The organism is Candidatus Competibacter phosphatis (assembly GCF_012939995.1).
Classification (GTDB): domain Bacteria; phylum Pseudomonadota; class Gammaproteobacteria; order Competibacterales; family Competibacteraceae; genus Competibacter; species Competibacter phosphatis.
Genome location: NZ_SPMZ01000088.1, coordinates 12296 through 27306 on the forward strand (window position 1 = coordinate 12296; position 15011 = coordinate 27306).

Genomic DNA, 15011 nt, shown 5'->3' on the forward strand with positions numbered 1-15011 from the left:
TGATCGAACCGGAAAAAGACATGGATATCACGGAATTGGCGGGAAAGCTGGCTGAGCTGCTAATCGTTCACGAGCAGGCAATAGCAGCGCCAGAACACGATGTAAGCGGCGAACCGCCACCGGCGTGGGCCATCTGGCAACGGCTTCAACCGAGCCTGGATGCCAGGCCGAGCGCGCGGGAAGCCCTCAACGACTGCCGGGCGCAGCCGGATGACGCCGATCATCAAGCAAGCTTGCGAGTGCAGCTCAAAAAGCTGCTGGCCGACCCTCAATTGGCCGCCGACCTGGATCGGCTGTTGAAGGCGTCCACCGAACCGGCCCGCTCTCACGCCGAGAATTACGGTTCGGGCGCCATCGCCCAAGGGCCGGGGGCGGTGGTCGCCGGCAAGAGCGGGGTCGCCGTCGGTGGGGATTTACACGGCGGGGTGAACAACGGCTGGCAGATCGTCAACAACTACTGCGCCGCGAGCGACCGGCGCCTCTCCAAGGAACAGATCGCTCAACAGGTCGCGGGTTACCTACGCTGGTTACAAGCGCGCACGGAAAATATCGAGCTACGCGGCATCGAGCGGGCCGGTGGCGCACCGGTGGTGCTGCTACCGCTGGAGACGGCTTACGTGCCCCTGCGCGCCAAATGGATGCGAGGCGATACGGACATCGCCTTGAACAAGGTTCTCGGGTCGGGTAATCGCCTGGTCATCGTCGGAGGACCCGGTTCCGGCAAGACCACGGTACTGCTGCACATGGCTTGGGCACTGGCGTCTTCATTGCTCAACGGGCGATCCGAACCCGCGCGCTCATGTCTCGGTCCTTTGAGGAAGCCAAGCGAGTGGGACGAGCAGGACAAGCCGAAAAAGCCCCAGGAATATCAGCCGCGCGAACTGCCGCTGCCGCTGTTCGTACCGCTGGCGTCCTTCGCGCGTTACCGCCGCCACCTGGCGGGCAACGCACCGGCGCGCGCGCGGACCCTGGCGCACTTCATCTCGTATCATCTGATCGACCAGCAGGCCGATTTCGATCTGCCCGCCGATTTTTTCGTGCAACTGTTCAAAGACGGACAAGACGTACTTCTGCTGCTAGACGGGTTGGACGAAGTGGCGAATGAAAACGAGCGCGCCGAGGTACGCCAATCGGTGGAAAAACTGGTACACGGGCGCGCGGCGCTGCGGGTCGTGGTCACCTGCCGCACCATCACCTACCGCAGAGGGAGCACGGCGTTGGGCGCCGATTTCCGCGAGATCGCCGTGCAACCGCTCGATTTTGACCGGCACATCCTGCCGATGGTGCGCCAAGCCTACGCCTGCATTTACCCGTTCGACGCCGCATTACGGACCGAACGGGCGAATGATTTGCTGGAGGGGATTCAGGGACTGGAGGCGCAACGCCGCGCGCGGCTGGACCAACAGGCTGAAGCCTTCGCGGATAGCCCGCTGATGGTGCGACTGCTGCTGATCGTGCACTTCAACAACCGCCGGTTGCCCGACGAACGGGCCGAACTTTTCGACAAGGCCATCAACGCGCTGCTGCAAGTGGATTACAGCCCTGACGTCAGTGTCAGCAACCACCTCGCGGAAAACTGGAAACGGTATCGCGACATGGCTCAGCAGCTCGCTTTTCACCTGCACCAGCAGGGCCGCGATCAGGGCCGCGAAATCGAAGAGCCGGCGCTAAAAGCGGCCTTGCGTCAAGACCAAGCGTTCGAACCGTACATCGACGACTTTCTCAGCCAGGCCCGCCAGCGCGGCAGCGTGCTGGAAGAGCGAAACGGCGCCTATCGCTTCATTCATTTGGCGCTTCAGGAATTTTTAGTGGCGCGCTACTTGCGCGAGGTCATCGGCGCGGAGGGCCGCGCCGCGATTCTCGCCTTCCTCGACGGTCGGCTGGACGATCCCTGGTGGCGCGAACCGATCTTGCTGCTGGTCGGCTACATGGCCGCGAATGCCGCCCAATCAGCACGCGATTTTCTCAGCGCGTTGGCCCAAGCCGGCAGCCGACCGAATGCAAAATTTGCCGCCGTCGAATTGGCGGGCACGGCGGCGCTGGAATGGCGTGACAGCGGCGAACCCGTGCGGGCGAATTGCACCCAGCGTATCATGACATTATTGAGCGATTCGGAGGCGTCGGCAACTTTCGAGCCCATTCTGCGCGCCCGCGCAGGCGATCTACTCGCGCGATGGGGCGACTCGCGTTTCGACGCCGAGCACTGGTATTTGCCCGCCGAGCCGCTGTTTGGCTTTATCGAAATCCCCGTCGGTTCCTTCATGATGGGCAGCGACCGGCAACGTGATAAGCAGGCAGACGATAGAGAATTACCACAACACGAAGTGAACCTGCCCGACTATTACTTGGCCCGTTGGCCGGTGACGGTGGCGCAGTTCGCCGCCTTCGCGAGCGAGAGCGGCTTTCAATTCAAAAACCCGGATTGCTTGAAGGGCATCGTCAATCACCCCGTGGTCTGGGTGAACTGGCGCGACGCGATGGCCTATTGCCGCTGGTTGAACGCGCGATTGAAGGAACTTGCCCACGAACGACTAGCCGCTGATAATAAGCTCTTCGAAACCGAGCGCCGGTTCTGGCAAGGGTTGGCCGACGGTTCCTTGGGGATCGGGCTGCCATCGGAAGCGGAATGGGAGAAGGGAGCGCGCGGGACAGACGGGCGGATTTATCCGTGGGGAGACGACCCCGACCCCAACCGCGCCAACTACAACGAGACCAGCCTCAACGGGACCAGCGCGGTGGGCTGCTTCCCCGGCGGAGCGAGTTCATACGGTTGCGAGGAGACGAGCGGTAACGTCCGGGAGTGGACCCGCAGCCTGTATCGTGACTATCCCTATCCCCCGGAAAGTGCGGGGCGTCAGGCGCGAGAAGACCCGACGGCCACAGGCCGCGTGGTGCTGCGGGGTGGCGCGTTCCACTTCAATGCAAGGGACGCACGCTGCGCCTCCCGCTACCTCGACTTTCCCGACTTCCGCGGCGGCAACTACGGTTTTCGGGTGGTGGCGTCCCCATTTTTCTCTGATCGATGAAAACGCTGATTTCTGGTGAGGGCGTGGGTCGGTCGCGAGGTTAAAAGAGATCATTGTGAAGCGGGGTCATCGTGGTCATACTTTTGGTATGAAAACGGCGATCTCCCTACCCGACGACCTCTTTCTCGCTGCGGAGCGGCAGGCGAAGCGGACGCGGAAGACCCGCGGCCAGCTCTATGCCGAAACCTTGGCCGAATACCTGGCGCGACATACCTCGGACGAGGTGACCGAGGCCATGAACCAGGTCGTCGAACGGCTCGGCGAACCCCGGCCCGATCCGTTGCTGGCGGCGGCGGCACGCCGGACATTCGAGCACACCGAGTGGTAGAGGTTCGGCAAGAGGAAGTCAGGTGGGCGGAGTGACCGGAGCCCGCCGGGTCTGGCCCCGGCTTACGCCGACCGGTGGTCGTGGTTCAGGGCAATCCACTGAACCGGAGCCGTATCGCCACGGTCGTCTGCGTGCCGTTGACCAGCAATCTGGTCTGGGCCGACGCGCCGGGGAACGTGTTGATCCCCGCCAAGACCGCCGGCCTGCCAAAGACTCGGTGGCCAACGCCTCGCAGATCATCGCCCTCGATCGGACCTTTCTGACCGACCGGGCCAGACGGCTCCCACCAAAGGTGATGCGCGCGCGAAACCGCCAGGGACGGGCAAGCCCGAAGTCATGCTTGGGAGATCGCGATAAGCCGCTGCCGTGGCAACACGGCGACGCACACGATGAACCAGGAAACCGCCGCCAAAACCCCGTGGGTTGAGCGGCGAAACATGTCATCAACTCCGAGACCGCAATCATGGCCGTGGTGATACCCGACGAAACCCTCTACGCCGCGCGCCTGACGGCGGCGGAACTCAAACAGGAATTGGCGGTGCTGCTGTTCGAGCGAGACCGTCTGACCTTGATGCAGGCCGCCAAACTTGCCGAAATGCCGCCCATCCCGTTCCAGCACCTATTGGCCAGCCGGGATATTGGCCCGCATTACGACGTGCCGGAATTCGAACAGGACATGGCCACCCTGAAGCAATTGGGAATGCTCTAAGTGATCGTCAGCAACACCTCGCCGATCATCAATTTAGCCTGCATTGGCCGACTCGACCTATTGCCCGCCCTGTTCGGCGTGATCACGATTCCCGATGCGGTATTCCATGAAATTGCGGTTGCCAATCCCGATGCGCCCGGTGCCTCGGACGTGCGCACGGCGTCCTGGATTCGCCGCTACGCAGTCGTCAATCGACCGTTGGTAACCTCGTTGCGCTTGGAACTCGATCCCGGCGAAGCGGAAGCGATTGCCTGCGCGATGGAAGCCAACGCCCGACTGCTGTTGATCGACGAGCGCCGTGGTCGCACGGTTGCCCAACGCCTGGGTTTGGCCACCACCGGCTTGCTGGGCGTGCTGTTGCTGGCAAGAAGAAGAGACTTGATTGCATCGATCCGTCCCCTGTTGGACGACCTCCGCCGCGTGGCCGGATTCTGGGTCGGCGACGCCTTGTACTCGCAAGTGCTACGCGATGCGGGAGAATAACCCTGGGACATCGCGAATTTCGAACCCGCGTAAGGGCTTCTCCTCGCAAAGATCAAATGGATGCCTTGAATCCAGCCAAAAATTCAACGAACCGCCGACAAATTCGTCTCATCTCGCGCCATCCGCTCGGACGGCCACCCCGCCAGTATCCGGCCGACCTCGACCAGCACCGCCCACAGCGAGCGGTCATCCTCATCGGACCACCCCGCGCCCAGTTCGGCGGTGGCCAGCCTCAAGGGCGCGCGCGGCGGATCGTCCAAGGGTCGCGGCGCCTCGCCGTCCGGCCCGTCCAGCGCGAAGTCGAAGCGAGCGATCACCGCGCGGTCGGTCCCGTAATCCTCGCCGTTCGGACCGATGATCCGGGTTTCCTCATAGGCGCCGAGACTCAGGACATACGGCTCGTCGTCCCGAACTGGATCGTGGCAGTATAGACCGGCGTTGATGCCGATTCCTGTCATGGGATCAAGGTGCATCCAGGTCACGGACTCACCGGGCCGCAAGCAGGGATCGATCCCCAGGGCGCGGCAGGCCTGGGCCAAGCTCAGGCGGCGGTTCAATAGATCATCGGCGTGGGGCATGGTCAAGCTCCCGGTGTCAGGGCCGCGATCCGGCGCGGTGGTTCGTGGGCCGCCACGGTCGCCGCCGTGGGGGTTTCCGTCGTCGGTACGGCGGACGGTTCGGCATCCGGGCGATCCCTGTCAGCCGCCGCATCGACGGCAGTGTCGGCCAGTTGGTTATACCAGTCCCGGTAGTCGCTGGCCACGGACCAGGCTTTGAGCTGACCGAGCACCGCCAGCGCGCCGGGCAGGGCGCTCTCGGGAATCGTGCCCTCCAAGGCGGTCCGGTTGCCTTCCAAGGGAATATCGAGCGCTTGCCAGCGCGGGTCGTGGAGCAGCGGCCCGTTGCGGCCGTGCGCGCCCGGCACGATCAAGTTCACCGCGCCGTCCCTCAGCAGCAGGACGAAGTCGATGCCGCGCTTGAAGCGCTCCGGCCGGCCACCGGTGTCGCTGGAGACCAGCACCACGCGAGGGGCATCGCGGTGGTCCTCGACGAAGCGTTGCAGGTGGTCGACCGTGCGCAGCAGGACCGGTTTCGCGCTGAGCTGTTGCCACGTCACGTCGGCGTGCAAGAGAATACCCCGCTCGCGGGCGCCGTCGGCCGTGGTATAGATCACCGGCCGGCCCAGATCGTCGCGGGCGGCCATCTGGAGCGCGGCGTAGAGATTGCCGACCAGCAAGTGGCGCCGATGGGTCCGGGTCCCGGCCTCGGCGGCCTCGATCTTGGCCAGCAGATGATCGCGGTTATCCGAATCGTGAAACAGGGCATATTCCCCCTTCAACAAGGTGTGCAGGGTCAGGGGCTTCACCCGTTCCTCGCCCGGACAGGCGACGGCGATTTCGTAGTGACCGGCCAGATGCAGGGCGTCGCGGCCCGGCGCCAGGATGCGGACCACCAGCCCCTCGCGGTATTGCCAGTCGTCGTCGTCCGTGTCGTCGTCCGCGCCGGACCCATCCGCCCGTGGCACCGCCACCCGCCAGGTTACGACCGCGCCCGGCGCGACCGTCGCGACGAAGGCCTGCAACCGCTCGAACTGCTCGGCGGTCCGTTTGACCGGATTATCGTCGGGCGCCGCCAGGGCATCCTCGATGGTCGGAAACCCCGCGTAGCGGCCGGCGGGCTGGAGGGCCTGCGTCAGCCGCGCCTGGCGGATCGTCGCCAGCGCGTCCAGCAGGGGCGCCGGTTGCCAGTGGGCCGCGTGGTGGGCGCAGGCGTCCCGCACGGCGGCGGCTCGCAGCGGCCGGCGGGCCTCCTCGTAGTCCACGGTGATGAAATCGATGGGCGCGTGGAACGGACTGTCGGTTTCACCGGCGCCGGCGGGGGTTTGCTCAAAGCGACCGCGTGCCACTTCGCGGGCCTTCCAGTCGAATTCGGCGGTGCGCAGCGGGTGGATGCCTTGGTTTTTCAGTTCATCGAACCGCGCGCGGTACAGACCGGCCAGTTCCTCCAACACGCTTTCCTGCTCGGCGACCGGGAGCAACAGGATCCGCGAGGTGATCCGGTTGATGTACCACCCCGGCGTCGCGTCGCGCTCCTCGCCGATCTCGGCGGACAATCGCGCCGCCTGAAACGGATTTTGCGTCACCCAGCGCCGGGCGATCTGGTTGCCCAGGGGATTGAGCAAGTCCGGTATGTGCTTGGCCAACGCCGCGTTGTCCTGATTGCTGGTGGTGTTGGCCGAGAGCTGGCGCAGCTTGGTGTTTTGCATCGCGATCAACCGCATCTCGCCGGGGAGTCCGGTGGAGGGGGTGACCACGGTCGGGGCGGCGCACTGGCCCCGGCGGTTGATCCGGCCCCAGAACTGAATCCGCTCCGCCACATTTTGCGGAATTTGCAACTCGAACATCGAACGGGGGGCCGGACTCCAGCCGGGGACATCGTCACGGGCGTGCGCGCTCAAGCCGGTCGAGCCGGAGCGGGTAACGATCAAGCCTTGATGGACGTCGGTGTTGAAGCGGAACACGGTATCGACCCGGTTTTCCGCCAGCCGAGGCCGGACCCGCAAGGCGCGCGCGTCTTCCCGCTCCACCCACTCGACTTGGAAGGACCGGCCGGACAGCTCGCCGATGCGATAGCCGCGTGCTTGCAAGGCGAGGCGCACCTCGTCCAGCGGCGACAACGACAGGTCGGGGAACGCCGCGATGTCCTTCTCGATCCCCTGAACCAGATCGAGCAACTGGGGATCGTGGACACGCCGCCGGGTGGTGTTGCCGTAGCCGTCGCGCTCGGTGTACTCCAGCATTCGGTCCAGCACCCGCCACAAGGCATCGCGAAAGGTCAGGGCCGGAATCGTCAAATCGGCTAAAGGATCACGGGTGGCCGGTACCGTCGCCCGGCGGGTGTCCACGGCCTTCTCATCCGTGGTGCCTTCGTCCATGGTGTCCTCGTCCATGGTTCGATCATCATCGAACCGATGGGTCACGATCTCCTTCAACAGCGTTTCCAGGGTGTTTTCCACCACGAACACCGGCTTGCGGCCCGCCTCGATCTCACGCGCCCCGAATTCGATGGCGTGATCGACCTTGAGCGCCAGCAGGAACAGTCGATTGAGCTGATAGAGCCGGGAGCCGAAGTTCATCGTTTGCAAGCCGGCCCGGTGGCCCCGGCGTTGGCCGTTCGCGTCGCCGCCGTCGAGCCGTTCGTTCAACCGCCGGTTTTCCTCGGAGATGAACGCCTCGATGTCACCGCCCAGCCAGGCCATTTTTTCCAGAATCGACGCCAAGCGATTCGCGAGTTCCCGATGGCGGTTCGCGCGCGTGGTGTCCGGTTCGGTGCGGAAGGTGATGTGAGACAGATCGTGCTCGCGCCGGATCAGCACGCCGTCCTCGGCCAGCATCTGCGAGAACGCCTCCTGCAACGGCGCGCCGCCTTGGCGCAGCAGGAAACCGAGGTCGTCCTGGCGGAACAGTTCGGGCAACACCGAGGCGTACACGGACAGGTTGTCCGGGCGCTTGGCGTAGGTGGCGCTGGAAAAGATCGGGGGCCGTCCACTCGCTTCCAGCAGCCGTTGGACGTTCGCGGCGGTGTTCGAGTCACCGCTGGCGTTGTGCGATTCATCGACGAGGAGTTGCGCGCCATGGGTTTCGGCGATCCGGCACAGCCAGTCGGCCTTGAGCGATCCACGCTGACCAAGCTGTGAGTAGGTCGCCAGCACCAGGTTGACGCCGGGAGGCAGGGTATCCGCGGTCATCGCTCGCCGCAGGTCCGCCGCACGGCTCGCCGCTCGCAACACGGTCCCTCGCTCGGTATCCTTGATCGGGATGTCGGCATTGACGATCAGCGGCACGATGTCGCGCTGGACGCCGATCTGGGACAGATCACGGTAAAAATCCGAGAACAGGTTGGGCTTCTCGGTCAAGAAAATCACCGGGCGGCCCTGTCGCCAGGCCCGCAGGCAGACGCCCGCCAGCACCCGGCCCTTGCCGATGCCGGTCTCGTCGGCCTCGATGAACCCCCGTTTCCGGTCGTGGGCGTCGAAGGCCAGCGCCAAGGCGTCGATTTGTTCGGGCGCGAAATGGGCCGCCCGCTCCGCCGCGCTCATCCCCAGTTCACGGCCGACGAAGGTATCGACGTCGCACCCGTGGCGGGCTTCCACCCGATCCAGGGCGCGGTTCACCGCCGTGGCCATGTTCGCCGGAATCATGGTCGAGGCCGCGCCCACGCCACTGCGGGCGACATAGCGTTCCTGATACACCACCACGGCGTCCAGCTCGTCCTCGATGGCGGGTAGCGGGTCGGGGGGCCATGGGCGCGAGCGCCTCGCCCGCCGCCACGGTCGCCGTCACCGCGTCGGTCACGGGCGTGACTGACGCCCGCTCCAGCACGCTCGGCCCGATCCGGGGCGCCAAGGTGTCCACGAGCGTCCAGAGTTCGTCCCAATCGCGGGCCACCGGGGTGGTTTCGGGCACCGCCGGAAAACCCGTGCCCCGCTCACCGATGACGATCAGTCGCAGGGGATAGCGCGCGCCTTGCGTGCCGTAGAGGTGGCCGTGCAGGCCGATGACCGCCTCGACGTGATAGTGATCGGCCAAAAGGTTCAAGAGATAACGGCTGCCGCCCGCTGGTGTTTCTAGATCATGCTGGCGGGGGTGATCCGCGCCGATCAGGTACACCGCCCGTCCTTGCGGGTGGCGCTGTTTCAGGGTTTCCAGCAGGATCCAATGATCCAAGCGGCGGGTCGGAAACGACACCTGCTCGAACGCGACCCGCCGTTGCGGACGGTCGCCGGTCCCGAACCGGCCCAGTCCGCCGAACGGCGGGTTGGCCAGCACGTAATCGTAGGGTGACGCCGGCGCGGCTTGACGCAAGATATCGCCGGTGATCACCGACCCGGTCCCGCCCAGCAGGCGTTCCAGGCGCCGCGCCCGGTCGGGATCGATCTCCACGGCGGTGATTCGTGCATCCGCCGGTAACCCGAGCAGCAGCGCGCCGTGACCGGCGGTCGGTTCGAGAACGGACCGGCCCGCGCCGACCGGCCCCAGGAGGGCGCGGGCGGCCACCGCCAGCGGCAGCGGGGTGGAAAACTGGGCCAACGCGAGGGTGTCGCCGCTGCGGGTGGCCACCGGCGGCAGGTGGCCCGCCAACCGCCGCGCCGCGTGGAAGGCGGCGGTGGGGACCGATGCACCGTCTTGAGCGTCGAGCCGAGCGTGATGCGCCCGAAAGTAGGCGACACTGGCCGCCTCCAGCGCTTCTTGCAGCGCATGGGGGGTCGGCGTGTCCTGGCCGGCCGGCATCGCGAGGGCGCGACCGAGTTGCGCGAGGTCTTCCGCGCCGAGCTTTTCCTCTTGGAGCGCCCGCCACAGCAGGCCCGACACCAAGTCGGGTAAGTCATCGTCGGTGGTGAGCCGCAGGTAATCGACGTCCGTCAGCGGCCCGAAATCGCCCTCGGGATCGCCGACCAGGTAGCGGTTCTCCGCGCCGTCCTCGTGGACGGACTGGCCGCGCCGATTGAGGCCGAGCCAGGTGGCGTTATGCACCCGATGGTCCGCCGTGGCGCGGGCGGCGTCGGCGACTGGGATCGCCTCGGTGGTCGGGGCGATGGTCGGAGCGAGTGAGGGCGTGGGCGGCACGACCGTCGGCACGACGCGCACGACGCGATCGCGCGGCATCTCGCGCACGGTCGCCTGGGGAAAGTGACGCCGCACGTCCCCGAATTTCAAGGTCGGTTCGGGATGGACGACATGACCTTGACGCGTGCGACGGAAGCCCAGGGCCGCAAGCGCGGCCCCGTGGTCGGCCGTGTGGCCGGCCGCGACCAGGACCGCCCGGCCCGAGGGCAAGCGCACGGCGTGTAGCGTGAGGCCGTGGGGCGACAGGTCGATCCAGCGGACGGTGGCGATGGGTTCGGACATGCGGATTCCCCCGGGGTGGTGGCCCGCCCCGGCCTCGGGACGGTCTTTCGATCAGGACGGCGGTGACGACCTCACATCGTCGGCGCGGCGGGCCGGGCGGGTGCGGGGTTGCTGGACGTGGGGTTGCCGGACGTGAGGTTGACCGGCGCCGGTGCCGGGGGCGGCGCCGTGGCGGTGGGCGCATCCAAGGTCTGGGGGGCCGGTTTCGCGGGCGCCGGCGCGGGCGTGGCGGCCGAGTCGACCTGGAACGCCGCGTCGAGGGCTGCTTGACTCAGCTCGAACGCCTCGTCGGCCAGTTCTGGAAGGTCCTGAACCGTGGCGGATTCCCAGGACGGTTCGCCCTCGGCGGCGGCGGGATCGCGGTCGGCGTCAGGTGTGGCGGGTGCCTGTAAATAGGGGCTGGGCACGGTCGCCGGGGTGTAAGCGGGTCCCGTGTCCAGCCGGAACGGCCCGGCCACCACGTAGGTCCGTTCCGCTTGTTGCTGCAACACCAGAGCAACCCGCGAGACCGCTTCGGTCTCGTGGCCGAAGGTAAAGGCGACCGCGCGCAGGTCGTCCGCCGATGCGGATTGCTGAATCGTCTTGATGTCGTTCGCCAGACTGACGGCATGCTTGCTGGCGACCCACAGCGCGTCGCGGGGGATGAATTCGAGCTGTATTTCGCCCCGCGTGGCGGCGTCGAACAACACCGGATTGTCGATCCCCTCGATCAGTGCGAATCGATCGACCTGGACCTGTTCGCCGGTGTCGGGGTCGGCCACTGGATGGCCTTGCGCATCGAAACCGGGCACGCGCGCCAGCAATTGAGCGACCCATTCGCCGGGTTGCTCACCCCGCATCAGCGGTTGCCAGCGGGTTTCCGTCTCGCCGCCGTTGGAAATCCGGGTCAGGATCGAGCGATAGCGGTCGGCGGCCAGGAGCGTGTCGATGGCCCGCGCGGCCTCGGCGGCATCGCGCGCTGGCCGCGCCTGTTCGGGCCGCAACACCGGCAAGCGCAAATTGATCGAGACGTGGTCCTGGGCGCGAGCCTCCCAGGCTTGCGCCAGTTTCTCCTGGAGCCAATGCCGGTCGAAGACGACCGGTGTCCACCGCGACCCATGGGCCACCCGCGTCGTCATCGTGTCCCGTCCCAAGGCCCATCGAATCCGCGCCGGTTCCCCGAAGCCCCGCTGGACGTTGGTGAAATCCAACACCGGCATTTGCGCGTAGACCTGCACCACATCCCGGTGCTGATGGTGGTTCAGTTCACCCTGGACCTTCTGGGCGGAGACGCAGGTGTTGATCCAACCGACGCTGATCACGCCGCGGTCGGCGTCGCGCCAGGCATTGCCCAACGCCAGGATCGAACCAACACCTCCCCCAGCGCCCTTGTTGAGATTGTCCTTGCACTCCTTGATCCGGTCGGCGCGGACGGTGAAGGTTTCGGCGCGGCCCGTGGTGGTGTGGGGGCCGTCGAACAACGGCGTGGCGCGCAAGATCAGGGCGCCGCCTTGGGTCTCTGGCGGAGCGTCCAATCGGGCGATCACGTTGCAGGATTGATGGGTCACCGGGGCTTTGGCGGTCGCGCCGCGCGTGGTGGCCTCGGAGGCGGTCCGCAGCGCGTCGAATGAAGCATTTTTTATCAATGTATCAGTAGACATAGCAAAACTCCTAAGGTGGGCTTACCGGGGCGAGGGCGGATGAGGGGTCGTAGGAAGTGGCGGCGCGCCGAAGGTGTGGGAGGCCGCGCGCGCGGCCTCCCGGATCGGTGCCACGAACGGTTGATCGGCTTTGCGACGCGAGAGGCGGGTTTGATACTCGATGCGCTGGAGCGTCGTTTCTGGAATCCCACGTTCGGTGATCAACCAGCGGGCCGCCGCGTCGAGATCGAGGGCCGCGTTATCCATCCGGGCCACGTCGGGATCGCCGCCTCGTTCGCGCACCAGCGCCACCAACTGATCGGTATCCCATCGAGGACGCGTGAACCGCTGCCGGTCCGCGTCGCTCAGCCGGGCGTCCACCGCGTCTTCGTTCCATTGGGCACGCGGCTTGATCTGGACCGGACCACTGTGCACGGTGTCGGCGAGGTGGTGGGCGCGGCAGCGCGCCAGCAGTTGCGCATGGGCGTCTTCATGCAGGCGCTGGGTTTCCTTCGCCAGCAGCTCCAACCGTAGCCAACGCTCGGCCAGCGCCTCGATGTCGGCTTTGGCCGCCAGGGACAGGTCGGCCAGCTCCAACGCCAGCGGGGCACGGGTCGGCCAGGGCGGCAGCGCGCCTTGCAGGACGTACGCGTTCCAATAATGGGTGCCCGCCGCCACGATCTCGGCCTCCAGGGCCGGGTCGTGCGCGCACACCAGGACCTCCGGAGTCCCTCGCGGGTGGTTCCAGGCCACGAGGACGCGCGCGTCGACGGCATACCCCAAATCCGCCGCGATCAAGCCGGTCTGGTGCAGTTGGCAGGCATACGGCAACGACACCTCGGTCAGCGGTTCGGCGGGCGCCTTGTAGTCCACCAGCACCCGGCGACCCGCCAACTCCACGACGTCGTCCGGCGTCGCTTGCATCCACGGCCAGCGGGCGGGGCGGTGGGTCGCGATGCGTTGCGTCCATTCCGGCTGCCGAACCGCCCCGCTTTGGCGCAAGAACGTCTCACGAATCAGCGGCTCCAGCAGAATCCCGCGCCGTTGATGAGGATTGGCCGGCGTGGGAGGGTCCAGCAGCAGCTTGCGGGCCACCACCTCGCGCGCGGTACTGAACGGTGAATACAGGCTCCGTTGCTCGCCGACCAATATCCCGATCTCGCTGGCGCCGAAGCCACCCAACCGCCGGAGCTGTTGGGCGGGCGTGAGACTGCTTCCGAAAGCGTCCGTGGCGGCGAGTGCCCGCGCCGCTTGCCACCAGGTGGCCATCCGCTCGGCATCGAGGTGGCGCGCTTGGGGTAAGGCGCGCAGCGCGCTGGGAACCACGTCCGCTTCGTCGTTCATTCGTCGTTCATTTATTTGATATGTTTATTTATAAAAATAACGTCGCTATAATCATAGCAGGTGGCCGAAAACCCTGCCGAGTTTTTCGGGTTTGTTAACCAGGGGGAGTGATGACCGAGACGACGTTGGCACAAGGCCGCGACCCGGCGACCGAACCAGGCTTGCGAGGCACCGCCCCGGTTCACGACCTGTTGGGGTCGCTCGATCTGAAATTGCGCTGGTCCTTGCTGGGGAATGCGGTGCTGGCCACCGCGCTGACCGTCAGCGCGTTCGGTCATCTGTGGACGCTGACCCATCCCCCCACGCCCGAGTATTTCGCCACCACCGCCGATGGGCGGCTCATCCCGCTGATTCCGATCAGCGAGCCGTATGTTCCCCAGGAGGTGTTGCTGACCTGGGCGGCGCAAGCCGTGACGACGGCGTACACCCTCGATTACGTGCACCAGAAGGAACAGCTCTCGCGGATGCGGGATTTGTTCACCGCCCAAGGCTTCAACAGCCATCGAAAAGCGTTGGAGACTTCGGGATTGTGGACCGCCGTGGCCGAACGGCGGCTGGTGACCCAGGTGGTGCCAACCGCGCCGCCGCTGGTCACCAACCAAGGGGTGATCGGGGGTCGCTATGCCTGGAAATTGGAAGTACCCATCAGGATCACTTACCAGGGGGCCTCCAGCGTGAGCTTGCCCCAGGACAACATCACGGAAGTCCTGATCGTCCGCATGCCAACCCACGAACTGCCTCGGGGATACGCGATTCACCAATTGGTGACGCGACCGGGGAAGACCTCATAAGGAGACCGTCGCGATGGGTCGATCCTCACGCCTGGACGGTTTGTTGACCGCGCTGCTATCGATCTTACTCGGGGTCACCAGCACGGCATGGGCGCTGGGGGGGCCGACCTCGCGCCCGCCCACCGCGCCGGACGCCGCGCCGCCCATCGTCGAGTCGCCACCCACCGTGCCGGAGCCCGAAACCGCGCCGGACGCCGCGCCGCCCGTCGTCGAGTCGCCGCTGTCACCGCCACCATTGAACCCACCCGTTGAACGCGGTCATCAGGCCCGCCGCGAGCGGGCGCGGGACCGAGCGTTCGAGCAGACCGAGGACACCCTCACGCCGATGACGCCGGACCAGTTGCACAGCCTGATTCGGTCCCTGGAGATCACCGAGGCGGTGGCGGCGGATCAGCGACCGCCCGAAGCCGTGATGAGCGCCGAGGCGCTGAATTTGAACGCGACGCGGCCACCCGTGGTCCGGGTGGCCCAAGGCTTCGGCACCAGCATCGTCTTTACCGACCGTACCGGCGCCATTTGGCCGATCACGGCTTATCAGGGATTCAACGATAAGCTGTTCGCCGTGTCCGCCAGCACCACCAGTGGCGACAAGGACGATCTCCCCACCCTCCTGGTGGTGCAACCGGTCGCGGGGGCGGGCGCGGGCAACCTGGTCGTGACGCTCAAGGCCCTGCACACGCCGGTGGTGTTGAGCCTGGCGCTGGGCCAGAAAACCATCGACGCCCGCAAGGAGTTCAAGCTGCCCCTGGCCGGACCCAACGCCGCAACGGAGTACCACGCGGCCAGTCCCACCGGCATCGAC

Annotated in this window: 12 protein-coding genes; 7 read left to right on the plus strand and 5 right to left on the minus strand. The window is 66.1% G+C overall.

Annotation, left to right across the window (positions count from 1 at the left end):
* Window positions 1–20: 20 nt before the first annotated feature.
* The 5 genes from E4P82_RS20425 (at window position 21) to E4P82_RS20445 (ending at window position 4546) form a co-directional block, all read left to right on the plus strand.
* Window positions 21–3026 (plus strand): SUMF1/EgtB/PvdO family nonheme iron enzyme, encoded by a 3006-nt coding sequence (locus E4P82_RS20425; protein ID WP_169250604.1) that lies wholly within the window; start codon window positions 21–23, stop codon window positions 3024–3026.
* Window positions 3027–3114: 88 nt separating this feature from the next.
* Window positions 3115–3354: a hypothetical protein gene (locus E4P82_RS20430; protein WP_169250605.1), complete on the plus strand. Its 240-nt coding sequence runs from the start codon at window positions 3115–3117 to the stop codon at window positions 3352–3354.
* An 80-nt stretch (window positions 3355–3434) separates the two neighbouring features.
* Entirely contained in the window at window positions 3435–3617 is a 183-nt protein-coding gene (locus E4P82_RS23920) for a hypothetical protein (RefSeq protein ID WP_169250606.1), read from the plus strand.
* 200 nt (window positions 3618–3817) lie between these two features.
* Window positions 3818–4063, plus strand: a complete 246-nt coding sequence (locus tag E4P82_RS20440; RefSeq protein WP_169250607.1) for a UPF0175 family protein — start codon at window positions 3818–3820, stop codon at window positions 4061–4063.
* Window positions 4064–4546: a PIN domain-containing protein gene (locus tag E4P82_RS20445; RefSeq protein WP_169250608.1), complete on the plus strand. Its 483-nt coding sequence runs from the start codon at window positions 4064–4066 to the stop codon at window positions 4544–4546.
* A gap of 83 nt (window positions 4547–4629) precedes the next feature.
* Here the strand turns inward: E4P82_RS20445 and E4P82_RS20450 are convergent, their stop codons facing one another.
* The 5 genes from E4P82_RS20450 to E4P82_RS20465 form a co-directional block, all read right to left on the minus strand.
* Entirely contained in the window at window positions 4630–5124 is a 495-nt protein-coding gene (locus tag E4P82_RS20450) for a hypothetical protein (protein WP_169250609.1), read from the minus strand.
* A 2-nt stretch (window positions 5125–5126) separates the two neighbouring features.
* Complete coding sequence (locus tag E4P82_RS20455) at window positions 5127–8747, minus strand: strawberry notch C-terminal domain-containing protein (RefSeq protein ID WP_312915934.1); 3621 nt, start codon at window positions 8745–8747, stop codon at window positions 5127–5129.
* Window positions 8653–10455, minus strand: a complete 1803-nt coding sequence (locus tag E4P82_RS22600; protein ID WP_246327765.1) for a hypothetical protein — start codon at window positions 10453–10455, stop codon at window positions 8653–8655. Before E4P82_RS22600 ends, E4P82_RS20455 begins: the two co-directional genes overlap by 95 nt.
* 71 nt (window positions 10456–10526) lie before the next feature.
* Window positions 10527–12095 carry a hypothetical protein gene (locus E4P82_RS20460; RefSeq protein ID WP_169250611.1) on the minus strand — a complete coding sequence of 523 codons (1569 nt, stop codon included), beginning with the start codon at window positions 12093–12095 and terminating at the stop codon, window positions 10527–10529.
* A gap of 21 nt (window positions 12096–12116) precedes the next feature.
* Window positions 12117–13418, minus strand: coding sequence for a YqaJ viral recombinase family protein (locus tag E4P82_RS20465; RefSeq protein ID WP_169250612.1), 1302 nt, complete (start codon window positions 13416–13418; stop codon window positions 12117–12119).
* Between the two features lie 110 nt (window positions 13419–13528).
* Here E4P82_RS20465 and E4P82_RS20470 point away from each other — a divergent pair, with 110 nt between their 5' ends.
* Together E4P82_RS20470 and E4P82_RS20475 are read left to right on the plus strand one after the other, a co-directional pair.
* Window positions 13529–14209, plus strand: a complete 681-nt coding sequence (locus E4P82_RS20470; RefSeq protein WP_169250613.1) for a DotI/IcmL/TraM family protein — start codon at window positions 13529–13531, stop codon at window positions 14207–14209.
* Between the two features lie 13 nt (window positions 14210–14222).
* Window positions 14223–15011, plus strand: a 789-nt coding sequence (locus tag E4P82_RS20475) for a DotH/IcmK family type IV secretion protein (RefSeq protein WP_246327766.1), incomplete at its 3' end; no start/stop codon positions are given.

Excerpts from the sequence above, each read along its gene's own strand:
- E4P82_RS20430 (WP_169250605.1), top strand. The coding sequence starts at position 3,115 with ATGAAAACGGCGATCTCCCTACCCGACGACCTCTTTCTCGCTGCGGAG.
- E4P82_RS20465 (WP_169250612.1), bottom strand. The coding sequence starts at position 13,418 with ATGAACGACGAAGCGGACGTGGTTCCCAGCGCGCTGCGCGCCTTACCC.
- E4P82_RS20450 (WP_169250609.1), bottom strand. The coding sequence starts at position 5,124 with ATGCCCCACGCCGATGATCTATTGAACCGCCGCCTGAGCTTGGCCCAG.
- E4P82_RS20460 (WP_169250611.1), bottom strand. The coding sequence starts at position 12,095 with ATGTCTACTGATACATTGATAAAAAATGCTTCATTCGACGCGCTGCGG.
- E4P82_RS20440 (WP_169250607.1), top strand. The coding sequence starts at position 3,818 with ATGGCCGTGGTGATACCCGACGAAACCCTCTACGCCGCGCGCCTGACG.
- E4P82_RS20470 (WP_169250613.1), top strand. The coding sequence starts at position 13,529 with ATGACCGAGACGACGTTGGCACAAGGCCGCGACCCGGCGACCGAACCA.
- E4P82_RS20455 (WP_312915934.1), bottom strand. The coding sequence starts at position 8,747 with ATGATTCCGGCGAACATGGCCACGGCGGTGAACCGCGCCCTGGATCGG.
- E4P82_RS22600 (WP_246327765.1), bottom strand. The coding sequence starts at position 10,455 with ATGTCCGAACCCATCGCCACCGTCCGCTGGATCGACCTGTCGCCCCAC.
- E4P82_RS20425 (WP_169250604.1), top strand. The coding sequence starts at position 21 with ATGGATATCACGGAATTGGCGGGAAAGCTGGCTGAGCTGCTAATCGTT.